The sequence below is a fragment of the Agrobacterium tumefaciens genome (assembly GCA_025559845.1).
In the GTDB taxonomy this organism is placed as follows: domain Bacteria; phylum Pseudomonadota; class Alphaproteobacteria; order Rhizobiales; family Rhizobiaceae; genus Agrobacterium.
Window position 1 is genome coordinate 933,881 of the sequence record CP048469.1, and the last position, 21,084, is coordinate 954,964.

Sequence of the window (21,084 nt, forward strand, 5' to 3'; positions counted from 1 at the left end):
GCAGCACGGGCTGCCCGCTCTATGAACCGATGGAGAAAGATCATGAAGCTGACAGCACTGAAAACATTCCGTCACGGTGTGAACCTCTATCGCCGTGGCGATGCCGTCGAGATGAGCGAGGCAAAAATGAAGCCGCTCCTAGATAAAAGCTTGGTGGGAAAGACGCCGGAATCCGCTGAGAAAAAGCCGAAAGGCAAATCGGAAGGTCAGTAATATGCATCGTCCAGTCCTAGTGACGGCTCCAGTCGTCACCCCTGTTTCCGTCGACGAGGTAAAGCGGGCGTTGCACATCGACAGCGGCGACGATGATGCAACGCTCGAATTCCTCATTCAGGCGGCAGTCGATGATTATGAGGGCTGGACGGGCATTCTCGGTATCTGCCTTGTTGAGCAGACGTGGAGACAGAGTTTCGACCGTTTCGATCAATCCCTCTGCCTTCCTCTCGGTCCAGTAATCCAGCCTGTATCGGTGTCATGGCGAAACTCTGCCGGTCAGATATCGACGGTGCCCGCCGCAAGCTACGGCCTCGAAACAAGTTCGGGTGGTCAGTCGTCAATCCGTTTCCGAAACGCCTTTACGCGGCCCTCGGATCTTTATGAGAGATCGGCTGTCACGGTCGAGTACAAGGCTGGGTGGCCTGTCATCAATGATAAGCCAACGGTCCCGAAAGACATCTGCAGCGCCATCATCATGAAAGTGCAGGTCGGGTACGAGCAAGGTGCCGTTGAGGCCGGGAAAGCTCTCACAGTCATCGAGAAATCATTGATCTCCAAATGGCGTCGGTTCTCGATTTAGGAGGCAATTATGGCGCGCGTGAAATTCACCGCCGACTTTGACTACAAGCCCGTCCCTCAAACCACCATTGGTTACAAGGCAGGCTACGAGGGCACCGTGCGGCGCGAATGTGCCATGGCGGCGGTAGCGGCTGGGAAAGCCGAATGGGCAGGAAAAGACGCGGAGGCGCAGGCCGATGGCGAAACCGAGATCAGCCGGTGACCTCTTTCACCGCGTCGCATTCGATAAGCGGGAAGAGATCGACCGTGGCGATGGAGTTTCCGTCGGTCAATGGATCGAGCAATTCCAGGTGCGGGCCGGATTTGCGCATCTGCGCGGCGGCGAAAGTGTCATGGCTGATCGACTGCAAGGCCAGCACACTCAGGTTATCTTTGTTCGTTCGTCTTCCGAAACCCGTCAGGTAAGTACCGATTGGCGTGCGCGAGACGTTCGATCGGGTGTTGAGTTCAACATTCGGGATGTGACGCCAACGAGCGACCGTTTGTGGCTGGATTTCCTGTGTCAAAGCGGGGTGGCAAGCGGATGACGAAGATACTGAACCTCAATCGGCTCAACAAGAAGCTTGCGAGACTACCCGCTGTTGCCAAGGAAATGATCAGGAAGGCGATGGAGGCGAAAGCCGATGAGATCGTCGCGATGATGAAATCCCTGGTACCGGTTGATGGTGGCGCCCTACGGGACAGTATTGGCTGGACTTGGGGGAAGGCGCCGAAGGGCGCGATGGTTATCGCGTCCGTGCAGGCCGCCGGTGAGGATGGGATGACGCTGACGATCTACGCGGGAAACAGTGAGGCATATTATGCGCGATGGGTCGAGTTCGGCACAGCGCGCCACATAAACGGCGGGAAGTTTTCGGGATCTCAACATCCGGGAACGACAGCACAGCCGTTTTTCTATGTGTCATGGCGGGCTAACAAGCGCAGGACCGTGCGAGCCATAAGTAAGGCGACGCGGGATGCGGCAAAGAAGGTGGCGACAGGATCATGACAATCGACGCTGCGCACGAATTGCAAGTCGCAATCGTCAATGCCTTGAAGGCGAGTTCCGATCTGACTGCGCTTGTCGGCACTCGTATTTATGACCGAGTCCCCACGGCAGACGGTAGGATCACGGCGACTTTTCCTTATGTATCGTTCGGACCCGTACAGGACATTCCCGAAGATACGGATTGTATTGAGGCTTCGGAGCTGATCATTCAATTGGACGCTTGGTCTCAAGATCCGGGCTATATGGAGGGGCGCCAGATTGCGAAAGCAATAAAGAGAGCCCTGAATGAGCAGAGCATTCCACTTGCAGAAAACGCTCTTGTTTACTTCGTCTTCGACGGTCGGCGCGATCTGCGCGCACCTGACGGCCTAACCACCCAGATTGTCAGCACCTTTCGGGCTGGCATTGAGCATCACTGACAATCTCAACATAGGAGGCCTCTAATGGCTCAGGCAACCACCATTAAGGGGGGCAAAATTCGTGTGCTCCTCGGCGACGATGCAACTCCAATCGTTTATTCCAATCCCTGCGGCTTCACGCAGCGATCCATCACGCTCAATAAAGGGTTGGAGGAAGTCAGCATCCCAGATTGCGCTGACCCTGATAAGGTGGATTGGGTTGGTCGTGACGCCGTATCCCTTTCAATGGGAATCTCCGGCGAGGGCGTTCTCGCCGCCGAAAGTGTCGATACATGGCTTGAGGGCTTTGAAAGCATCGACAGCATTCCAGTGAAGGTCGAGTGGGAGTTTCCTGCTAAGACAATTACCTGGACGGGTAAGATGCATATCGAGAGCATGGAGGTTGGCGCTAACAATGGGCAGCGCGCGACGAACAATGTTTCCATGCAGAGCGATGGCGAAATGGTGCGCGTCGTCACGCCGGCAGGCCCGTAATGCGGGACGCTCGGATTGATGTTGATTGGGCAGACGGGACATATTCGTTTCGTCTAGCCTGGGGGCAGCTGATCGAACTTCAGGAAAAGTGCGATGCTGGGCCGTTTGTCGTGTTGCAGCGCCTCTATGACAACCAGTGGCGCGTGGAAGATATCTCCAACGTGATCCGTCTAGGGCTAATAGGTGGTGGGATGGAAAGCGTCGCAGCTCTTCGCCTCGTCAGGACAGAGGTTGAGAGTAGGCCTCCCACAGCGAACCTAAATCAGGCAATTGCCGTTCTGGCGGCAGCGTTAATGGGGGCTCCGGACGAAAGCGTGGGGGAGCCCGACGCAGTAAATCAAACCGAAGACAGCTTGATGAACTCCCAAACGGAAAGCTGAGATTTGCTGCACTTTACGGGGTTGCGACAGTCATTGGCTTCACGCCTCAGCAAGTAAATGAGATGTCGATTTGGCAGTTTGCTGCTGCTGTCGATGGATACGTCGAGGCTAACACGGTCGACGATGGTTCACTCACAACTCTTGAGATTGATGAGTTATGGGATTGGATCAATCTTTAGGTCACCGGAAGATAGATTCTGGTAGGCAAGTGATTGATCCATGACCGCGTTTTTCGTTGTACGTCCCGAGCGCTTCGCCAATCTTTTTTGCCTCTGACTTCCGTCGTTCGCATTCTGATTTTGTCAGATCTCGGCCAAGCTCTTTTTCGGAATTACCGATCGCATGAATAAGTCTGTATGTCTCGGCGCTAACGTCCGAGGTGGCAGTCAGAGCAGCGAAAGCACACGTCGTCAGTAGCGCTAGGTATTTCTTGCTCTGATGCATCGATTGCTCCGTTAGCTCTCGGTGATCAAATTATCAGGATGTGATCTTAGATGGCAACGGACCTTGAGCGTCTTGTCGTGCAGCTCTCTGCTGACATCAAGAAATATGAAAACGCGTTGAGTCGTGCGCAGGGTCAGACAACCCGTCGCTTCAACGCAATCCAAAAGCAGGCGACGTCTTCGAGCATAGCTATAGCGGCATCTCTTGCTCGTACCGGCGCAAAAATCGCGGCAGCCTTTGTTTTCAGTAGTGCGGTCCGCAATCTGACTGAGCTGTCAGATGCGGCGACCCGTATCGATAACTCCCTGAAAGTGGTGGGGGTTACTGGACAGGAGCTCTCACGGGTTTTTGACAAACTCTTTGCGTCAGCGACGGCAAATGGTGCGCCTATTGAGAGCTTGGCAACTCTTTTTGGTAGGGCCTCTCTTGCTCAAAAGGAACTCGGGGTCTCCACTGACGAGCTGCTTGCTTTCACGAACAATGTTGCTGTTGCACTCCGTGTAGCCGGTACCGATGCCCAGACTGCCTCAGGATCTCTGCTGCAGCTTGGGCAGGCGTTAGGTAGTGGTCGTGTAATGGCCGAAGAATTCAATTCAATCCTTGAAGGCACGCCAACTATCGCTCGGGCAGTCGCGGCCGGCCTCAAGGAAGCGAATGGATCTGTTTCTCAGCTAAAGACGCTTGTCGTCGATGGAAAGGTATCATCAGAGGCGTTCTTCAGGGCCTTTGAAGCGGGGTCGGTGACGCTTCAGTCTCAGGCTGAAAAATCGGATTTCACCATATCTCAGTCGATGACCAACCTGCAAAACTCGCTGATCAAGATTGTGGGAGAGTTCAACAAGTCTACTGGAGCTAGCGAGCGGTTTGCTGGCGGCATCAATTCCGTTGCAGAAGCTGCGGCAAGATTCGATGTGAGTGGCTTGATTGCCAAGATACAGGAACTGAATAAGGAATTTGAAGATTACCTGGCCAATCTGAAGGTTTTTGAAACGCTAAACCAGATGACCGGCACTACTGATGCCGAGGGTCGTGCGATAAACGTCGACAAGACAAAGGCGGAAGCCGATATCGCTTCATTGGAAAAAGAGCTCAGAACCCTTCAGGAGCGAATTGCGGTCAATACGGATCTGGGTTTTGACAACACCGAAGCGTTGGCAAGAATTGCTGAGGTGACTGGAAGTCTAGCGAAGCTGAGGGCTCAAGCAGCAAATATGCAGGATACGGTTCCTGGATATAGGTTAGGTGAGAACGGTATCGAACCCATTCCAGAGGCGTCACAGACGAATGGTCAAATGGGGGGCTCAAGAATTCGTGGCGGCGCGCGTCGTAGGGCTGTGGAGCCCGTCTCGATCGCAGACTTCAAGCCTCCGCCCGGATCTAAGACATCGAGCTCGAAGGCTCCCAACAAGACTGCCGAGGACCGGTTTTCCGAAGATGTGCAGGCCATACGAGATAGGACCGCTGCCCTAGTTCAGGAGCAGCAAATTATCGGACAGACCTACTTTGAGCAAGAAAAGCGCAGAATGGCGCTCGATCTTGAGCAGCAAGCTTTGCGTGATGTTCGAGAGGAGGCGCGGAAAAAGGGAGATGCAGACTGGCAGAATGCTCAGCTAACACCTGAGCATATCGCAAAGATCAGCGCTCTTTCTGCCGAATACGCCAAGCAGGCGAACGTATTGAGGGATCTAGAGGAGGCGCAATATAGGGCTGAGAGCTCTGCTCAAGATTTCTACGACACCGCACGATCCGGTTTCGTTGACGTCTTGAGGGGCACAAGCAGTCTTAGTGATGCGCTTTCGAACCTCGCCAGCAAATTCGCCGATTTGGCGTTGAATAGCGCTTTTGATTCTCTTTTCGGAGGCACGAAGGCTACCAGTGGTGGAGGATGGTTAACAAACCTGTTCAAGGGTCTTGGCTTCTCAAGCGGCGGCTACACAGGCGATGGCGGAAAGTACCAGCCTGCTGGAGTTGTACATAAAGGCGAGTACGTTTTCGATAAGGCTTCAGTGAAAGCGGCCGGAGGTCCCGCCTCTCTTGAGGCGATGAGGCGAAGCCTGAAGGGTTACTCGAAGGGTGGTTCTGTTGGCGTCCCGGTTCCTTCGATACCAACGCTGCCACCAAAAAAACCGGTCACCAATGCGGCAACTCAGATCAGCTTTGCCCCGACAATCGATGCGCGCGGGGCAGATGCGGAAGCTGTGGCGAGAATTGATGCTAGCCTTAAGCGTACGCAGCGGGATTTGAAAGCGACAATCCTAAGTACTGTACGAGAAGCGCCGAACAGCAACATAAAACTGAGGTAGGGCATTCTGCCCTACCGTCACTTGCCGTTTCTCACTCGATCGGAGTTTGTAAGCGCCTCTCCCAATCTGCCTAAGGTTTCTTTCATCGCTTGTTCGGCGGATTGTGTGAGCGATTTTGCACCACCCTCGCAAGCTAAGCCAGCATCGGACTGACCATTTCCGTCCCCCGAGACGGTGGTTCCGAGAAGTCTTCCGGACTGCCCATCGACAGTGATCGAGGCTGCGATTTCAACTTCTGTTTCCATGCCTGCGACCCAGAAGCCAGGGACGACGCGAAGGCGTGCGTTTACATCTTCGCCCTTCACTATGATCATTCCTCGCGCATTTCTCGCCTTCAGTTCTTCACGGGCTACTGGTGCCTGGACTACTTCAAGTTCTGCGACAAGATTGGCAAACGTCTGGCGGACCGATCCAGAGAAACTGGTTGATAGAGCCAGTGGAAACGTATGCGCTGCGCAGTTGTAGTCAGAAGGTTTGATGGATTTATCGAGTTTAGATCCGTCCACGAAAAGCAAGTATTTTCCCGGAAGCTTACCCTCGTACGAAGAATAAACGTTGTACGTAGCTACCGTGAGCGGTTCAGCTTTGTATTGGCACGACGCCAAAAACACGCAAAGCAACGCAGAAGAGATGTTTATCTTACTCATGATTTCCCCAGTCAGACCCATTGTGCATAGAAGCACTTCGTGGTTGCATTGTCGATTGGGAGTACAGGGAATCCACAATGGCGATCACGTACCCATTGCCACTCGCGTTTCTCCACGAGTTTCCTGGTTGGACAACAGAGTTCAATCTGCTTTGGCGACAGGAGCAATCGAGGACCGTCGGCGGACAGACCGTCGTCAAGGATCTCGGATCGCCACTATGGCAGTTGACGGCGCAATCGAAAAACCTCAAGCCGAATTTGCTGGATTACTGGCGTGCGCAACTGACGAGCCTTGAAAACGGCCTGAAAACGTTTCGTGCCTTCCCGAAATCGCGTTGTTTCCCGATTGCTTATCCGAACGGGGATTGGCCTACGGGAGGTGCTTTCGACGGCGTGGCTCAGCTTGAGACGATAGCGGCCAGCCGAAAAGCAATCTCGCTATCGGGTCTGCCAGCGGGTTTTGTCGTCTCGGTCGGCGACTGCATCCAGATCGGCGAGAAGGATCTCCATATGATTATGGAGCCTATGACCGCAGACGCGGACGGAGAGACTCAACAATTCGAAGTCAGGCCTCATCTTTGGCCTGGTGTCGTTGCTCCGCGATCGGCAACACTCGTCAAGCCTGCGTGCATCATGGCCCTGGTTCCCGGTTCCGTGTCGACAACGTCGGATCTCTCCACCGGTCGTGGAACGGTCTCATTTCAGGCTATCGAAGCCCGTTAAAGGGGTATCATGCGAAACATCTCTGCAGAAAACCTTGCTGCGCTTGAAGCTCGGCAACTGGTGGCGCGTGACTTCCTTTGGTTCGTCGTCCGCAATCGTGCGACGGGTGTTCAGGTGACGGATGGCATGTGGTCTGATGTTGGCAACGTTTCGGCTGCTGTGATCCATCCGGATACGGGATTGCCCGTGACACGCGACTGGTACGGGTCAGGTACTCTTGTCGCCATAGATGACATTCCGCTGGTTTCCAATCTATCGTCGCAAAACGTTACCATCCGCATGTCGCAAGTCAGCGAACATGTTCAGACGCTTGTTCGTCTGTACGATTGCAAACAAGCTCGCGTCGAGATTTATCGTGGCCTGTTTGATCCGGACAGCCGAGCGATGGTTGCGCCAGCGGAGTGCAGGTTTGTTGGTTTTGTCGATAAGCTGAACATCATTACCCCAAGCGAGAATGATGAGGGCAGCGTGACGATGATTTGCGCAAGCCACACGCAGGAAATGACACGCTCCAATCCAGCGACACGCAGCCACGCAACACAGATCCTCCGACAGGCCGGAGACGCTTTCTACACGGACGCCGATACCTCGTCTGAGTGGGAATTCTTTTGGGGGTCGGAAAAGGGCAAGGTCGCCACACAACCTAAGCGCAAGAAATTTCTTGGGATATTTTGATGGACATCCGGTTTGCCGAAGCAAGCGACCGCGATCGCGTAGTCGCACTACTGCGTGAAAGTCATTCGGCGGCAAAATTCACTTATCCATTTCAGGCTGCGTACGCCGATATGCTTTTCCAGCAGCATCTTGCGTCTGACAAGGCATGCGTTCTCGTTGTGGATAGGCCAGTACAGGGCGTTCTTATGGCATGCGCGTTTGAACATCCCTTTGGTGCGGGGCGCATTGCAAAGGAAACGGTCTGGTTTGTGATGCCTGAAGCACGCGGGCGCGGCGCAATTCGGATGCTGGATGCCTACGAAGAGTGGGCGAGGTCCGTAGGGTGTGTGTCTGTGGGTATGGCGTCTTTGGCAACCAATGACGTTTCCAGCCTGTACGAGCGTCGCGGCTATAGCGCGGTCGAAACTCATTTCATGAAGTCGCTCTAGCGACTTACGCGCGCGGACAACGCAGCGCATCCCAAGGAAAATCGATGGCTATTTTTACGATCGCCAACATCGTGGCGGGAGCAGTGGCGAGCTTCATCGGCGGTTTAGGTGTTGTCGGATCTTTCCTCCTGAAAACCGCCGTGGGCTTGGGGATGAGCCTCCTTGCTCAATCCCTGGCAGGTAAAAGCAAAGATCCGACGTTCTCGATCAACGGCACCCTGCAGGGCGGTGGCGATATTTCGCGGTCGTTCATTTTGGGTCGGACTGCGACGGCTGGATCTCTTGTGTTCGTCAACACATGGGGGCAGGACGGCGACACGCCGAACGCCTATCTGACGCAGGTTATCGCTCTTTCGGATATGCCAATCCGTGGCCTCGTCGAGGTCTGGGTTAATGGCGAGCGCGTTACGCTTGGCGCTGCTTCCGAGCGCGGCCAGGTGGTCAACGAATATTCGGAAAGCCTGTGGGTCAAATTCTACGATGGCACGCAGACTACGGCTGACAGTTTCCTCTACACGTCGGTGTCGAACGGCAACAGATGGTGGAACCCTGACCGGATCGGGCGGGGCGTTGCCTATGCGATCGTCACCGCTCGCGTGTCCAAAAACATGTTTTCCGGTGTTCCATCGTTCAAATTTGTTCTGGATGGTATGCGTCTCTACGACCCGTCGCGTGACAGCTCAGTTGGTGGCGCCGGCGCTCAGCGCTGGGCAGATCCTGCGACGTGGGGCGGCGACGGTGATTTCCTTCCTGCCGTTCAGATCTACAATCTGCTGCGCGGCATTACCTTCAACAACCAGTGGGTCTATGGCCTGCAGAATTTGTCGTCTGCTCGCTTGCCGCTGACCTGGTGGATTGCTCAGGTAGAGAAGTGCCGTGCTGGTGTTCTCGAAGCAACTGGTTGGGTGAATACCTATCGGAGCGGCGGCGAGATCCAGGTTGAGGCGCCACTGTCATCTGCAATCGAGGCGCTGCTGACAGCGTGCCAAGGCAAGATCTCGGAAGTGGGTGGCGTCTACTATCTCCATTGTGGGGCGCCCGACAATCCGTCGATTGCGTTCACTGATGATGATATCCTGTCGACCGAGGAAGAGGAGTTCACTCCTTTCCTTGGTCTCTCCGACACCATCAATGGTGTGTCGGCAAATTATCCATCTCCGGATGACGGGTGGGTCGTTAAGACAGCGCCGCCACTCTATCGGGCGGATCTTGAGGCGCTCGACGGAAATCGTCGCCTCATGGCTGATGTCGATCTGAACTTCGTTCCTTATGCGGAGCAAGTACAGCGTCTGATGCGATCTGCCTTGGAGGAGGCGAGACGTTTTCGCAGGCACACCATCGTGTTGCCGCCGAAGTTCTGGGCCTATGCAACGCCCGGTACGATCTTTGCGTGGACGTCCGAACGCAACGGCTATGTCAATAAGTTGATGCGGATCGACGGCGTCGCGGACCGTGCCAACCTCGATGTCATGATCGACATCACAGAAGTTGATCCGTCCGACTATGACTGGAATACAGGCGCCGATTTCCAGCCTCCTGTTGATGGTCAGCTTGGGGTTATCCGGCCTTCTCCGCAAGCGATCGTCGAGTGGTACGCTGAGCCGTGGATCATCGTGGATACAGCCGGAGAGCCGCGCAGGCCTGCAATCCGCCTCACATGGGACAACAGCGATGGCCGTCTCGATGACGTCATCGGTATCGAGTATGAAATTCGCCTTCTGGCGACCTTTGATAAGGTCACTGAGGGGCGCACCGATCAGCCGCAGGTCGGCTCGATGATTATCTCGCAGAGCCTCTTGCCTCAGGAAAGCTATATCGTTCGCGGGAGATACATTCCTGGTGGGGACAGGCCGGTCTTGTGGTCCGGGTACCTGACAGTCACCACACCTAACGTGCGCCTCGGTCCGAAGGATATCGATGTCGTTGTCGACCTGACGACGATCGGCACGGCAGTGCGCCAGCGTTTCGAAGATCTCCAAAAGGAGATGGACGATATCTGGCGGCGTTATGAGGAAGGTGTTGCTGCCTTTTCTCTCGCTGGTGCTGTTGGTCAGATCGACCGTGAGGAGATCCGCTCTGAACTTGGTTCGGCTCGTGCTGAGATCGTCGATGAGAGGCGCGTGCGCGTAACTGAAACCGAAGCGCTTGCGCAGCGTGTCGGGCTTGTCTCGGCTTCTGTCGATGACGTGAACGCCAAGATCATCACTGAAGAAACCGCTCGTGTCAGTGCTGACGAGGCGTTGGCGGAATCAGTGCTTGGCGTGAATGCCGAGCTGGGTGAACGCTTTGCCGAAGGGTTGGTGAAGTTTCAGGCGGTAGCAGCTCCAACCGGCGTCGATGCTCGCTTCTCTGTTCTGCTGCGGGGCGGTATCGGTCAGGCGTACAAGGACACAGGCTTCTTCCTTGAGCTTTACACCTTTGCGGGCTTCCAACGGTCTCGCATGGCGGTCAAGGTCGATCAGTTTTCGATCTCTGATGGAAATGCGGCGTACTCAGTGTTTGCCGTAGAAGGCGGCGTGGTCAAGATCATCAATGCGTTGATCGACCAGGCGCAGATCAACAACCTGATGGTTGGAACGAGCAACATTGATCCGGGAGCGGTGACGTATGCGCAGTCGTATTCTTTCGGAAATACCCCTGAGGGCGGCGACCCAGTTACAGCCAATTACGACATCGTAGTTCCTCACGGTCTTGGATCTCCGAAGGTGAAGGTCGAAGTCCAAGGGCTGGCTCGCACGAACGTAGATGGTTCCACCCGGACCGCCACGCTCAATATCATTAGCCTCTCCGATAATGCGACGTTGAGAACTGTGACGAAAAGTCAGGCAGGTGTGTGGAACGCTCCGATTTCTTGGGCGGCTCCACATCAACCGCCATCGGCCAGGTCATCGACGACGTATAGAATTCAGACAGTGTGTTCGTCATGGACATCGTTCTTGAATCTCGATGTCTACGCGTCCGTTCTCAAAAGGTAAAATCATGACAGCACCTTACACGGCTGGCACCATCGACTTGGTGTCGGGTAGCGAAGCCGTCGCCGGAAACGACACTGCGTGGCAGGTCGGCTTGATCATCGGTGGCACGATCTACGTCGAGTTCGACGGCGGCAATCCCTTGCCTATTGCTGCCGTCGACAGCGATACGGAAATTACCGCAGCGCTGAAATGGACAGGCCCGACCGGTACGTATTCCTATGCGATCGTGCGCGATACGGCTTATGGACAGCAAACCGTCGCCAATGCGCAGGCGCTGGCGACATACATCCAGCGTCTGAACAATCCAGCACTTGCGGCGACAGCTGGTGTTTCACCTGGTTCGAACAAGCTTCTGTTGTTTACCGGCCCGAACTCGGCGACCGTCATTGATCTCGAAGACCTTCTGCAGGGCGTGCGGTTTGACGAAGAGGTGCCGACGCTTGCTGATCGAGCGCCTTATGACGGGGAGGCCGAAGGCTTCCGTATTCTTGTCGCTGACATAGGTGATGGACGCTCTGCGTTCTTTTCCAAAAAGTCCGCGGCGTCGGGTGACTGGAGCGTGCCGTTTTATATCTCGGGGCCGATTGGTGACGCTGGGCCGTATACCAATATCACCATTGGCGACACCACAACTCTTCCTCCAGGATCGGAGGCGGAGGTTACATTTGTGCCGGTGTCTCCCGGTGTTATCCGCCTAGATTTCGCGTTGCCAAAGGGTGCGGATGGTTCTGGTACGGGTGATTTCTCTGGTCCGGCTGGCGGCGTGGCGAACGGTGACCTCGTCGCGTTTCTTGACGCTACCGGGAAGCAAGGAAGAAAGGCGGTCGTAAACGAGGTTAGAAAAGCTGCCGCCATCGCAACGGGTCCGCTTATTGGCTTTCGGAACAAAGTGGTAAACGGCAATTTCCGCATTTGGCAAAGGGCCACAGGCCAGAATACGTCAGGTTATGGATCAGCGGATAGGTGGCAGCATATCCACGTGGGAACGACGAAGACGGTGTCTAGGCAGGATTTTGGCCCTGGCGCGCTGCCTTTTGACGATGATTACTACTGCCGAACAGTTGTCAGTTCCGTCACTGGCGCTGCAAATCAGGCGAGAGCGATTCACAAGATTGAGAGCGTTCGAACCCTGGCGGGGAAGAAGGCTACTATTACGTTTTGGGCGAGGACGAGCGGCGCTGACAGGTTAATGGCTGTTGAGGTCGTCCAAGACTTTGGCAGTGGTGGAAGTCCTTCGGAATCAATAACGGGGATTGCAGTAAACACGGTGACTCTGTCGTCAACTCTTGGTGTGTCTGGATTTCAGAAATACAGCTACACTGTTGACATACCTCCAATCTCTGGAAAGACCATAGGCTCTAATAGCAATGACAACCTTGCTATTCACTTTTGGTTCGACGCGGGAACTTCGTTCAACGCAAGAACTGGGTCACTGGGTCACCAGTCGGGAACGTTCGATCTCGCGCACGTGTCCATAGTTGAGGGTGACGCCACAGTCGAGAATGATCCGTTTGAATACCTGCCGCTGCAAGTGCAGTTGTCTTTGTGTCAAAGATTCTTCTGCGCCATTCTGCAGGGTTTGCAGGGTGGCGGGATAGGAAACACACTCAATTACTACAGGTTTCCGGTGCAAATGAGGGCAACGCCGTCCCTTACTGTCGCTAGTGCGGGTGTGTCATCTCAAGCAGCTATTGCAAATGCAGCGGGTGGTATAACGGCTTCACACGCTTTTTTCCAAATAAACGTAACAGGTCAGTCCGGATATGTTGACGGGTGGGTAGGCCATTTCGATGCGGAGCTTTGAAATGAACGTCATTGGTTATTCTCTCGACGGCAAATCGATCTCCATCGAGATGGATGGAGTAGAGTACATTGTGCCAGCAAACTCTCCCGAAAATCGCCATCGTCAGATGATCGCGGAATGGGAAGCATTAGGAAACGTTATCCCGCCCTTCATGCCTACGGAGGAGCCGGAATCGGTCGTGATCGTGAACAACGTCGATTTGTGGTCTCGTATGACAAATGTCGAAGCCGATCAGGTGGGTGCTGCTATGGAGGAGCAGACATTTCGCGTCCGTAAAATCTTTGAGAGCGCCAGCACCTTCCGTAGTGATCACGAGCTGTGGCCACTTCTACAGCAGGTAGCCACAACGCTCTTCGGAGCCGAACGGGCGGCGCAGATTCTCGCGCCTTCTGTTTGAATGAAAGAGGCCCGCACCGCTGCGGGGCTTTCTGCGCGGGCCTCAGTGCCGTGCATACTCCAACACAGCGGCCTCCTAACTTCTCGTCGCGAATTTGGTTCACAAAAAAGAGGCCCGGTCGTGCTACCAATCCGGGCCTCTCTTGAGGGGAATGCGTGTGACGAAGCAGACCCCGTTGTCTTGGCATTTGGAGAAATCCAAGACAGCTATTCAATTCACTGGCTGTAAAATTGTTCCATGAGAGGGAGCCGGACGCCCCTCGTAAGCGCCAGGCCCCCGAGCCACGCGATAAGGACCAACTCAGCGCGGCATTCCGAAATGAACCCGACACCCCTTTCGGGATGCCGGGTCCGGTGCGCATGCCCGATGTCCACGAATACATGCACCGCTACATGGTCGTCCAAGCTGCCTAAGCTTGGCAATTCCCAAAAATAATCTAATTGCAGGAGAAGCCTCATGACGGCTGTTACTGCCGCGCAAGTGCGCGCGGCTGCGAAAACGCGCGTGAATGAAACCAACCTCAACTCGGTGATGATTGCCCTACAGAAGTACGGGCAGGACTTCGGCCTCGATCTGCCACATCGCGCAGTTCCGTTCGTCGGGCAGCTGCTGCACGAAAGCGGCTCCTTCCGGTATGATCGCGAGATCTGGGGGCCGACACCAGCGCAGGAGCGATACGATACTCGCGCGGATCTCGGCAACACGCCGGAGAAAGATGGCGATGGTTACAAGAACCGTGGGCGCGGGCCTATTCAAGTGACTGGCGGATACAACATCCGCAAGTTCTATGAATGGTGCAAGCGTAAGGATCTGAACCCGCCAAACTTCGTCGACAATCCGGATCGGATCAACACGGATCCGTGGGAAGGGCTTTCTGCAGTCTGGTACTGGGATGAAGGCAATCCCGACGGAAGAAGTCTGAACGTTTATGCCGATCGCAATGATGCCGAGATGATCACCCGAAAGATCAACGGCGGTCTAAACGGTTATTCAGAACGCCTCGAATACTACACCCGTCTTGGGCTTGTGGTGCTCGGCTACGGCGTCGGTGATATTCTCAAATTTCAGGTGGCGTCGCGAAAGGCCGGTCACTACAAGGGCAAACTCGACGGACTGGATGGTCCCCAGACACGCTCTGCTATCCATTTGGCATTGGTGGATCTCGCTCCGAAGGCACGGGTTTCCCTCGTGAAGGCAGCTCCGGTCACCGAAGAAAAGCCTGTTCCAGTCACGCCCCCCAGCCTCGATGCCCCTTGGTGGAAATCGAAGGAGGTTCTTGTTCCAGCCTTTACCGGCGGCACGATCACCTCGGCTCTTGCTGCGCTTGGCAGTATTCCCTGGCAGAACCTCGCCATCATCCTGCTTGCACTCGGTCTCGCCGGCGCATTCCTGAACTGGCGGAAGAGCGTCGACGCCAAGGCGGTCAATGCTCAAGTGCGGGAGCTTTCCTGATGTGGGCTGTCATTCCCGACTGGCTGAAAATCGGCGCTGGCGCTCTCGCCGGCGCAGCGCTTCTTGGTATCGGTTCATTCCATCTTGGCAAGAGCGAAGGCCGCAGCGAGGCGCGCGCGGAAATGGAGGTCGAGGCCGCGAAAGAAGCTCTCGATCGGATCACCAAACTGGAGAAGAACAATGCGGCCTTCAAGGATCTATCGGTTCGCCATCGTTGCCTTGTGTTCATGCGGGATAGCAGGCTGCCAGACAGCGCCTGCGACTAGCGGTTCCGGATACCAGGCCATCCGGTTTTCCGATGCGGACGCGGCACGATTAGCCTCACAGGATGAAACGGCGGGTCCGGCCATCTATTCGAACAATCGCCAGTGCAGCCTTGATGTTGCCTGCCGGAAATAAGGAGAAGTGGGCTGATCGCAGTAAAATCAAAAGCCGCTCGGTTTCCCGAGACGGCGTGCTTGATAAAAGATCGGTCAATATCGAAACATTATGATGCTTTGAGCTAAATACAGCGCTCGTCCCCTGAAACGCCTGCATTCAACAAAAATGCGGCGCTTGGAGTCAAGCAACCGAGCGCAACCGAGAATGAGTCTATTCCACAACCCGAAGCACGGGCGGAGCGCCATCCAGAGGGAAAGTCCTCAGATCCACTTGAACCATCGGGCCGCGTTGCGTCGACATCGTCAAAACGCTGATGTCGACATCGAGGCCACTCTTATGGATGTCGCGGATCGCGTCATTGAAGTTGCGGAGCGCAGCGGCCAACTGGCCTTCGGCCTGCTTCTGTCGTTTCAGTTGAGATGTCATCGCGATCGGGTCTCCATCACCGCTTTCACCTTACGCCAGTACTCTTCGCTCTTCTGCATCGCTTCACGACATGTAGGAGCGTAACCGGCGTTTGGTGCCGGAGGCTTACCCCGAAAGATAGTTGGAAACCAGCCCGCCCAATGCCATCTTCCCTTTGTTGGACCGTGCATTTCCTTCCGGGTGCGGCCGATGGCGTCGGCGCCGTCATAGCCGGTCCAGTCGTAGTCGGTTGGCGGATCTCGCGCGTCGATCTGCGTTCGCTTCCATCGGAGTTTGGGTTTGTATCGTTCGGTCGCCATAGTCGGCGTGCTCACTTATGCGGGTAGTGTTCCCAGCAGTGCCAAGTGGATTTCTCGGCTTTGCTCTTTGAGAAACCAAAGCCTCCCCACTGCTTGCAGCCGGGATGCTCGCACCAATGCTGGTCCAAGACGCCATCGCCTGATTTCGTCTTCTGGTCCGTCATGCTTCTGCGGCCTGCAGAAGTTGCAGGCTCCAGCCTTCGGCAGGACGTCTCACAAAGAACTTGGCTGCTCTTTCGCTGAGTTTCGTTTCAGCCATGATCTCTGCCTCTCTTACGGTCTCGGCCTGCACGGTTACGACCGATCCGCCCGCCTGAAATCGGTAGGTTTCCACGTTGTTATTGACCTCACTCTTAAGCGTGTTCCTAATATGTTCTCATTCGAGGATGAGTCAATGATGTTGTTCAACGCCCCATGATGAGGGTCCAACGCCTATGAAATCCAGCATCAAAAATCCCGGCTATAAAGGTGCGGCCATGTGGGTGCGTATTCGCCATCGCTTTGGGCCGCGCATGATGGAGTGGTTTCTTTCAGGTCACATGATCGTGTTTGGATACGTTCTCCTGCTTCCCTCTCAAACCTTCAATCAGCCGGCATTCTCCGCCTTTGCGGCCCTGCCGTCTTCCGAGACGGCCTTGGGTTGGACACTCTCGTTTATCGGATGCCTTCGTGTGGTGGGGCTTGCAGTCAACGGCGCACGAAAGGATGTAACCCCTCAGATCCGGCAAGTATCGGCATTCGTCGGCTGCATGATGTGGGCAGGTATTTCGTATGGCTTTGCATCCTCCGGCGTCATCAGTACCTGGCTCGCCATTTATCCGCTCTTTGCAATAGGCGAGCTGGTCAACATTCATCGCGCCGCACATGACCAGGGGGAAGCTCGGAATGGAACAAATCGAACTGCTCAGTAAGCTTCCGCTTCCTGCGGTGCTGATGTTCGGGGCAACTCTGGCTGTCATCTTCTATGTAAGACACTACGGGATGGAAGCAGGGAAAAAGTCATCTGGAAACGATAAGCAGTCCAAGGCCGAAGTCGCTGCAATGATTGTCGATCCGACGGCATTAAATCATGCGACGGATGCGCTGAGGGCACACACGGCTGAGGCCGTCAACATGAGAAAGTCATTTGAGCGAGGAACAGAAAAGATCTGCGATGCGGTTGATCGTCTGAGTGATCAAATCGACGAACTCGAAAAAGAAATGATCCGCCGAAAGGCGTAGTTGGAAAATCCGTCCGGTTTGCATCGGGCGGCTTTTTTGCGTTCTGGGCTTTCGATCTTGGGCCGAAATTGTTTTACAGCGCTGTTGAAAACATTCGCGCATTTCCCGCGCTAAAAAGCGCGTTTTACAGGCAAGGCCTTGAAAGCAATACGATAGACTGAGCTTCCCAAGCTGGTTCTCAGGTTTTCGACGAGATACCGACGTGCGCCGAGCGCGCCCTTTAAAAAGGCCTGCATTCAGTTTTACATTGGCTCGGCTGAAGTTAGGATGGCTTTGGCGTCGTGAAATTGTGAAAACGGGTGATCATGGAAGACAAAATAGCTGTAGAGATCGGGAAAGCAATTTCAACGACGCTAGGAACACCATTGTCCGAGGTCAGTCAGCTGATCGCAGACAAGGTTCGTTTTTTGAGATGGAAAAGTGCGATAAAGACGCTGGAGCGGGCACGAGAAATCGCTGATAAAAAAGGTGGATCGCTTTCCTGTCCGCCTCTAAAATTCTTCCTTCCATTTATGGAAGGGTGCTCTCTTGAGCCTTCACCAGAAGATGAGAAGTCGTCCAAAGACCTTACCAACGAATGGGCGAATCTTCTCAACTCTGCCGCTGACGAGCTAAAGTCTGACCACTTAATATTTACAAGAATTCTGCGCGAAATCACAGCGAGAGAAGCATCTCTCCTCAGTCGCATCGTTGCCGATGAGTCGTCTCAAGATACTGAAATATCGCTTGTGTATGAGAGTATTGGCACATTTAAGCGCGAGCCTGTGAATGAGATCATAGCTGCGTTGGGAACGATCTTTACGTCACCGGTATCTGTCAACGAATTCCTTGCGCACCAAAAGGAGATCGAGCGCGAGGTTAAGTTCAATCTCTCAAGCCGTGGTGTCTCGACATACGAGCTGTATTTCTATGACAATTTTGCTGATCAAGCGGTTGGTACAAATCCCATACTGTCATTTTCGGACGGCATATACAGCGACTTAGACGAAATAGCAGTATTGGATGCCACCGATGTCCTAAAGTATCATGGAATCTTAGACTCTGGGAATTTCCTATTCGAAATCCCATTCGTTCTTGAAGGTTTGCCACTATCCGTATCTATTGTTGGAGCGAGCGTCACCAGACTAGGCGCTCACTTCGCCGAAACATGTATCAGCCCCAGTTACGCTTCAACGCTCGAGAGCTAGCATTTCTGTGATCAAGATGGTTCAGTGGAACTCGAATACCGGCGCCACGTTACTTTCGCAGCGTCGGCATTCGCGGAGCTGCCGCGCAAAAAAGCGCATTTTACACGCAAGGCCTTGAGACTTAAACGATAGACGGAGCTTCCCAAGCTGCTCAATCAACGCAGCAGCTTGGAGAACTCGGCGTAGATTGCAGACGACCCAGAGGAACCAGGAGGAAACTTCTCTGTAGTAAAGTCTGCATCTCGTAGCGCTGACCGATTAAAGATTGCGGCGAATTGGTCTTTTGAAGGCACTGTAGGTTCTGTCGTAATATTCAAGTATGCATCGCGCAGGAACCGCATGCTTCCGTTGAAGCCATTTGTTCGAGCTAAAATGGAGCCCTTGCCGTTGTTTTCCCACGCTTCGGGCCAGCGCTCCTTTAATGCGTCAAAGTAGTTTATGAGGATCGCAAGTATCTTGTGATCTTCGCGGTTCTTAAAGAACGGATAAAAGATCCTCTTCCGAAAATCGTCCGGGCCTCGATCAGGCCAAACGCCAATGCGACGGCCGATGTCGCGGTCTGTGAGAGGGTCGTTTGTAATGTAAGGGAGCACGCCTTTTACGACAGTTGCTTGCGATAAGGTTTCGCCGAAAACTCCGTCTGTTGCGGAACCGAGACGTTTAATCTTATTGAAGAACGGGCTGCGCTGAATGGCATTAAGATTAACTACAATTTCGTGGCTAGTTTTTTCTGGACTGCGATCGCGATCAAGCGAAAACAGGTCGTAGACGATGCTCTTATTCACCTTTGTCTGTGCAAGATTGACCTTGGAAAAGATCATGGCTTGCGTACCTTCGTCTGCACCGACAAAGATATTCACTGTAAGATCCCAATTATGATTGGTTCCTTCGAAAGCCTTGAGGCGATGTTGGCCGTCAATAATTTTGGCAACGCCTTTAAGCGGTATCGAAATCCGTGTTTCGTTCTCGTCTTCGTAAGGATGGATCACGAGCTTCCGCTTTTGATCCTTCTCAACGAATGACACGCAGCGCTCGTCGACCGAGATTACGATTGACGTTGGGAAGGAGGCGTCCTCTGTACCGATGTATGTGCGGATTTCTCGTACGCGATCTTCTTTCAGAGGGCGCTGTATACCGAGAAACTCTTTTACTCCGTTGTTTTCTTTTATTTGACGGAAGTCGAATTCGCAGATTCTCAAGAGATCCTGCGCTTTCACTATGCAGTTATAAAAGGTTCCAACATTTTGAGTCGCTTCAAAATAATCGAGAGAAATGACCTCAGCGTCCATCTGTATCCATCTCCTCGTAAGCGCGTCGCATATCTACAGCTTCTCTTCGCAATACATCCCGAGGTTCGGGTGGGGGAATGTCCATATAAAATATCAGCAAGTAATTCATTAAGAGCACAAACCCGTAGGTCCAATAGCTCCACGTAACGACCGTCTTGTTCAAAACTGTCGAGAAGGTTGGATCTACCCCAATGAATCCTATAACCGGAAGCATCACGAAAGTCGCGATCGTACCTAGGCATGCCCTCGCGCTGTGTCGAGGCCTGTCTGGACGTATAAAGGCCAGCCAGAAGACGGTGCCAAAGATGCCGTACGCGAGCAGAAAGAGCTGGCCTCGGCCCCACAGGTCCTCAAGTGATGGAACGGCCTGATCTTCGGAGCGTCCGTACCTGATGAAAAAAATAATCGCGAACGGCGCAATTGAGAACACCGCCGTCGTCGCGACTTCAAAAAAGGCGAGCCCGTGAAGGTTGGCGTTAGAAAAAAGCTTTTTTACCCAATAAATCATGCCCGGACCATAAGTTCGGTTACGGAAGATCGTCCCTCATTTTTACCGCTAATAACTGATCTTCGTGAGACAATGCCATGCTTACCGAAGCCCTTGTAGAGCTCATGAATCGATGCGTGGTCCGCGTTCGTTACGATAACGGAAGCTCCGCGTTCTTTGGCGCGAACTAGGCTGTCCCTGAGGCGGACCTGATCCGCCCACCTAAATATTGTTTCGTTATATTTGACGAAGCCGTTCATGTTGTGTTTCACCGTATAGGGTGGATCTACAAACAGAAGGTCTCCTTCTCCGGCTTGATCGACCGTACCTTCGAAGTCTGAAACATTTATTTCGATGCCAGTAAGCAGTTCAGACAGTGCGTCAAAGTTGTCGCTTGGTAGGAGCACAGATGATTTTGTTCCGATAGGGACATTGAACTTTCCCGCTAGATTTAGTCGGTAGAGCCCATTCCAGCACGTTCGATTTAGATAAAGCATCCATGCAGCCGCCGCGATTTGTTCCAACGGCTTGTTATCGCGAACGTTGTAGTAGTAATCTTTTGAGTGTTTGCTCTGATGACGGCGTAACTCATCGGCTAAATCAGAAGGAAAATCTCGGATTACCCTGTAGAGATTTATAAGGTCGCCATTCACATCGGAAAGGATTGCCGCTTTCGGCCGGACGGCGAAGAAGCCTGCTCCACCGCCAAGAAATGGCTCAATATATCTTTCAAACGAAGGCAGCGAAGAAACAAATTCTTCGCCAAATAGCCAGCGCTTGCCGCCAGCCCACTTTAAAAACGGCTGCACTTGTCCCCACCACCACTTTTGGTCGTACTCAAGCTAAATTACATACCTTAACGAACTTAAAACGCAAAGGTCGTCTCGCATC

At 53.8% G+C, this 21,084-nt stretch carries 26 protein-coding genes; 20 read left to right on the forward strand and 6 right to left on the reverse strand.

What is annotated here, in order from left to right:
• Nucleotides 1-42 precede the first annotated feature (42 nt).
• From FY156_04620 to FY156_04660, 9 genes are all read left to right on the forward strand, one after another.
• Nucleotides 43-213 carry a hypothetical protein gene (locus FY156_04620; GenBank protein ID UXS00828.1) on the forward strand — a complete coding sequence of 57 codons (171 nt, stop codon included), beginning with the start codon at nucleotides 43-45 and terminating at the stop codon, nucleotides 211-213.
• Between the two features lies 1 nt (nucleotide 214).
• Nucleotides 215-796 (forward strand): hypothetical protein, encoded by a 582-nt coding sequence (locus FY156_04625; GenBank protein ID UXS00829.1) that lies wholly within the window; start codon nucleotides 215-217, stop codon nucleotides 794-796.
• Between the two features lie 9 nt (nucleotides 797-805).
• Nucleotides 806-997, forward strand: coding sequence for a hypothetical protein (locus FY156_04630; GenBank protein UXS00830.1), 192 nt, complete (start codon nucleotides 806-808; stop codon nucleotides 995-997).
• Nucleotides 972-1,322 (forward strand): head-tail adaptor protein, encoded by a 351-nt coding sequence (locus FY156_04635; GenBank protein UXS00831.1) that lies wholly within the window; start codon nucleotides 972-974, stop codon nucleotides 1,320-1,322. Before FY156_04630 ends, FY156_04635 begins: the two co-directional genes overlap by 26 nt.
• Nucleotides 1,319-1,783 carry an HK97 gp10 family phage protein gene (locus FY156_04640; protein UXS00832.1) on the forward strand — a complete coding sequence of 155 codons (465 nt, stop codon included), beginning with the start codon at nucleotides 1,319-1,321 and terminating at the stop codon, nucleotides 1,781-1,783. Before FY156_04635 ends, FY156_04640 begins: the two co-directional genes overlap by 4 nt.
• Nucleotides 1,780-2,202, forward strand: a complete 423-nt coding sequence (locus tag FY156_04645) for a DUF3168 domain-containing protein (GenBank protein ID UXS00833.1) — start codon at nucleotides 1,780-1,782, stop codon at nucleotides 2,200-2,202. The genes FY156_04640 and FY156_04645 overlap by 4 nt, the downstream gene beginning before the upstream one ends.
• 24 nt (nucleotides 2,203-2,226) lie before the next feature.
• Complete coding sequence (locus tag FY156_04650) at nucleotides 2,227-2,676, forward strand: hypothetical protein (protein ID UXS00834.1); 450 nt, start codon at nucleotides 2,227-2,229, stop codon at nucleotides 2,674-2,676.
• Complete coding sequence (locus FY156_04655) at nucleotides 2,676-3,056, forward strand: gene transfer agent family protein (GenBank protein ID UXS00835.1); 381 nt, start codon at nucleotides 2,676-2,678, stop codon at nucleotides 3,054-3,056. The genes FY156_04650 and FY156_04655 overlap by 1 nt, the downstream gene beginning before the upstream one ends.
• A 494-nt stretch (nucleotides 3,057-3,550) precedes the next feature.
• Entirely contained in the window at nucleotides 3,551-5,803 is a 2,253-nt protein-coding gene (locus FY156_04660; GenBank protein ID UXS00836.1) for a tape measure protein, read from the forward strand.
• A 17-nt stretch (nucleotides 5,804-5,820) separates the two neighbouring features.
• On the opposite strand, the gene FY156_04665 is transcribed toward FY156_04660, so the two are convergent.
• Nucleotides 5,821-6,450, reverse strand: coding sequence for a hypothetical protein (locus FY156_04665; GenBank protein ID UXS00837.1), 630 nt, complete (start codon nucleotides 6,448-6,450; stop codon nucleotides 5,821-5,823).
• Nucleotides 6,451-6,527: 77 nt separating this feature from the next.
• On the opposite strand from FY156_04665, the gene FY156_04670 reads away from it, so the two are divergent.
• From FY156_04670 to FY156_04705, 8 genes are all read left to right on the forward strand, one after another.
• Nucleotides 6,528-7,172, forward strand: coding sequence for a hypothetical protein (locus FY156_04670; GenBank protein UXS00838.1), 645 nt, complete (start codon nucleotides 6,528-6,530; stop codon nucleotides 7,170-7,172).
• Nucleotides 7,173-7,181: 9 nt separating this feature from the next.
• A complete protein-coding gene (locus tag FY156_04675) occupies nucleotides 7,182-7,847 on the forward strand; it encodes a hypothetical protein (protein ID UXS00839.1) in 666 nt (221 codons plus the stop codon).
• Nucleotides 7,847-8,275, forward strand: coding sequence for a GNAT family N-acetyltransferase (locus FY156_04680; protein ID UXS00840.1), 429 nt, complete (start codon nucleotides 7,847-7,849; stop codon nucleotides 8,273-8,275). The genes FY156_04675 and FY156_04680 overlap by 1 nt, the downstream gene beginning before the upstream one ends.
• 44 nt (nucleotides 8,276-8,319) lie before the next feature.
• A complete protein-coding gene (locus tag FY156_04685; GenBank protein UXS00841.1) occupies nucleotides 8,320-11,250 on the forward strand; it encodes a phage tail protein in 2,931 nt (976 codons plus the stop codon).
• Nucleotides 11,222-13,054: a hypothetical protein gene (locus tag FY156_04690; GenBank protein ID UXS00842.1), complete on the forward strand. Its 1,833-nt coding sequence runs from the start codon at nucleotides 11,222-11,224 to the stop codon at nucleotides 13,052-13,054. The genes FY156_04685 and FY156_04690 overlap by 29 nt, the downstream gene beginning before the upstream one ends.
• The gene (locus FY156_04695) at nucleotides 13,041-13,451 is read left to right on the forward strand and encodes a hypothetical protein (protein ID UXS00843.1); all 411 of its coding nucleotides are present in this window, start codon (nucleotides 13,041-13,043) and stop codon (nucleotides 13,449-13,451) included. The genes FY156_04690 and FY156_04695 overlap by 14 nt, the downstream gene beginning before the upstream one ends.
• Before the next feature lie 456 nt (nucleotides 13,452-13,907).
• Complete coding sequence (locus FY156_04700) at nucleotides 13,908-14,903, forward strand: glycoside hydrolase family 19 protein (GenBank protein ID UXS00844.1); 996 nt, start codon at nucleotides 13,908-13,910, stop codon at nucleotides 14,901-14,903.
• On the forward strand, nucleotides 14,903-15,169 hold the full coding sequence (locus FY156_04705) for a hypothetical protein (GenBank protein ID UXS00845.1): 267 nt from the start codon (nucleotides 14,903-14,905) through the stop codon (nucleotides 15,167-15,169). Before FY156_04700 ends, FY156_04705 begins: the two co-directional genes overlap by 1 nt.
• A gap of 325 nt (nucleotides 15,170-15,494) precedes the next feature.
• Here FY156_04705 and FY156_04710 read toward each other — a convergent pair whose 3' ends face one another.
• Together FY156_04710 and FY156_04715 are read right to left on the reverse strand one after the other, a co-directional pair.
• Nucleotides 15,495-15,710, reverse strand: coding sequence for a hypothetical protein (locus FY156_04710; GenBank protein UXS00846.1), 216 nt, complete (start codon nucleotides 15,708-15,710; stop codon nucleotides 15,495-15,497).
• A gap of 459 nt (nucleotides 15,711-16,169) precedes the next feature.
• Nucleotides 16,170-16,343 (reverse strand): hypothetical protein, encoded by a 174-nt coding sequence (locus tag FY156_04715; GenBank protein UXS00847.1) that lies wholly within the window; start codon nucleotides 16,341-16,343, stop codon nucleotides 16,170-16,172.
• Nucleotides 16,344-16,443: 100 nt separating this feature from the next.
• Here FY156_04715 and FY156_04720 point away from each other — a divergent pair, with 100 nt between their 5' ends.
• The 3 genes from FY156_04720 (at nucleotide 16,444) to FY156_04730 (ending at nucleotide 18,417) form a co-directional block, all read left to right on the forward strand.
• Nucleotides 16,444-16,920, forward strand: coding sequence for a hypothetical protein (locus tag FY156_04720; GenBank protein UXS00848.1), 477 nt, complete (start codon nucleotides 16,444-16,446; stop codon nucleotides 16,918-16,920).
• Nucleotides 16,895-17,230 carry a hypothetical protein gene (locus FY156_04725; GenBank protein ID UXS00849.1) on the forward strand — a complete coding sequence of 112 codons (336 nt, stop codon included), beginning with the start codon at nucleotides 16,895-16,897 and terminating at the stop codon, nucleotides 17,228-17,230. The genes FY156_04720 and FY156_04725 overlap by 26 nt, the downstream gene beginning before the upstream one ends.
• A 305-nt stretch (nucleotides 17,231-17,535) precedes the next feature.
• Nucleotides 17,536-18,417, forward strand: coding sequence for a hypothetical protein (locus tag FY156_04730; GenBank protein ID UXS00850.1), 882 nt, complete (start codon nucleotides 17,536-17,538; stop codon nucleotides 18,415-18,417).
• A 155-nt stretch (nucleotides 18,418-18,572) separates the two neighbouring features.
• Here FY156_04730 and FY156_04735 read toward each other — a convergent pair whose 3' ends face one another.
• The 3 genes from FY156_04735 to FY156_04745 are packed head-to-tail and all read right to left on the reverse strand — an operon-like array spanning nucleotide 18,573 to nucleotide 21,002.
• The gene (locus tag FY156_04735; GenBank protein ID UXS00851.1) at nucleotides 18,573-19,706 is read right to left on the reverse strand and encodes a DGQHR domain-containing protein; all 1,134 of its coding nucleotides are present in this window, start codon (nucleotides 19,704-19,706) and stop codon (nucleotides 18,573-18,575) included.
• A complete protein-coding gene (locus FY156_04740) occupies nucleotides 19,696-20,214 on the reverse strand; it encodes a hypothetical protein (GenBank protein UXS00852.1) in 519 nt (172 codons plus the stop codon). The genes FY156_04735 and FY156_04740 overlap by 11 nt, the downstream gene beginning before the upstream one ends.
• Nucleotides 20,211-21,002, reverse strand: a complete 792-nt coding sequence (locus FY156_04745) for a Dam family site-specific DNA-(adenine-N6)-methyltransferase (protein UXS00853.1) — start codon at nucleotides 21,000-21,002, stop codon at nucleotides 20,211-20,213. The genes FY156_04740 and FY156_04745 overlap by 4 nt, the downstream gene beginning before the upstream one ends.
• Nucleotides 21,003-21,084 lie beyond the last annotated feature (82 nt).

Excerpts from the sequence above, each read along its gene's own strand:
- FY156_04620 (UXS00828.1), top strand. The coding sequence starts at position 43 with ATGAAGCTGACAGCACTGAAAACATTCCGTCACGGTGTGAACCTCTAT.
- FY156_04625 (UXS00829.1), top strand. The coding sequence starts at position 215 with ATGCATCGTCCAGTCCTAGTGACGGCTCCAGTCGTCACCCCTGTTTCC.
- FY156_04630 (UXS00830.1), top strand. The coding sequence starts at position 806 with ATGGCGCGCGTGAAATTCACCGCCGACTTTGACTACAAGCCCGTCCCT.
- FY156_04635 (UXS00831.1), top strand. The coding sequence starts at position 972 with ATGGCGAAACCGAGATCAGCCGGTGACCTCTTTCACCGCGTCGCATTC.
- FY156_04640 (UXS00832.1), top strand. The coding sequence starts at position 1,319 with ATGACGAAGATACTGAACCTCAATCGGCTCAACAAGAAGCTTGCGAGA.
- FY156_04645 (UXS00833.1), top strand. The coding sequence starts at position 1,780 with ATGACAATCGACGCTGCGCACGAATTGCAAGTCGCAATCGTCAATGCC.
- FY156_04650 (UXS00834.1), top strand. The coding sequence starts at position 2,227 with ATGGCTCAGGCAACCACCATTAAGGGGGGCAAAATTCGTGTGCTCCTC.
- FY156_04655 (UXS00835.1), top strand. The coding sequence starts at position 2,676 with ATGCGGGACGCTCGGATTGATGTTGATTGGGCAGACGGGACATATTCG.
- FY156_04660 (UXS00836.1), top strand. The coding sequence starts at position 3,551 with ATGGCAACGGACCTTGAGCGTCTTGTCGTGCAGCTCTCTGCTGACATC.
- FY156_04665 (UXS00837.1), bottom strand. The coding sequence starts at position 6,450 with ATGAGTAAGATAAACATCTCTTCTGCGTTGCTTTGCGTGTTTTTGGCG.
- FY156_04670 (UXS00838.1), top strand. The coding sequence starts at position 6,528 with ATGGCGATCACGTACCCATTGCCACTCGCGTTTCTCCACGAGTTTCCT.
- FY156_04675 (UXS00839.1), top strand. The coding sequence starts at position 7,182 with ATGCGAAACATCTCTGCAGAAAACCTTGCTGCGCTTGAAGCTCGGCAA.
- FY156_04680 (UXS00840.1), top strand. The coding sequence starts at position 7,847 with ATGGACATCCGGTTTGCCGAAGCAAGCGACCGCGATCGCGTAGTCGCA.
- FY156_04685 (UXS00841.1), top strand. The coding sequence starts at position 8,320 with ATGGCTATTTTTACGATCGCCAACATCGTGGCGGGAGCAGTGGCGAGC.
- FY156_04690 (UXS00842.1), top strand. The coding sequence starts at position 11,222 with ATGTCTACGCGTCCGTTCTCAAAAGGTAAAATCATGACAGCACCTTAC.
- FY156_04695 (UXS00843.1), top strand. The coding sequence starts at position 13,041 with ATGCGGAGCTTTGAAATGAACGTCATTGGTTATTCTCTCGACGGCAAA.
- FY156_04700 (UXS00844.1), top strand. The coding sequence starts at position 13,908 with ATGACGGCTGTTACTGCCGCGCAAGTGCGCGCGGCTGCGAAAACGCGC.
- FY156_04705 (UXS00845.1), top strand. The coding sequence starts at position 14,903 with ATGTGGGCTGTCATTCCCGACTGGCTGAAAATCGGCGCTGGCGCTCTC.
- FY156_04710 (UXS00846.1), bottom strand. The coding sequence starts at position 15,710 with ATGACATCTCAACTGAAACGACAGAAGCAGGCCGAAGGCCAGTTGGCC.
- FY156_04720 (UXS00848.1), top strand. The coding sequence starts at position 16,444 with ATGAAATCCAGCATCAAAAATCCCGGCTATAAAGGTGCGGCCATGTGG.
- FY156_04725 (UXS00849.1), top strand. The coding sequence starts at position 16,895 with ATGGAACAAATCGAACTGCTCAGTAAGCTTCCGCTTCCTGCGGTGCTG.
- FY156_04730 (UXS00850.1), top strand. The coding sequence starts at position 17,536 with ATGGAAGACAAAATAGCTGTAGAGATCGGGAAAGCAATTTCAACGACG.
- FY156_04735 (UXS00851.1), bottom strand. The coding sequence starts at position 19,706 with ATGGACGCTGAGGTCATTTCTCTCGATTATTTTGAAGCGACTCAAAAT.
- FY156_04740 (UXS00852.1), bottom strand. The coding sequence starts at position 20,214 with ATGATTTATTGGGTAAAAAAGCTTTTTTCTAACGCCAACCTTCACGGG.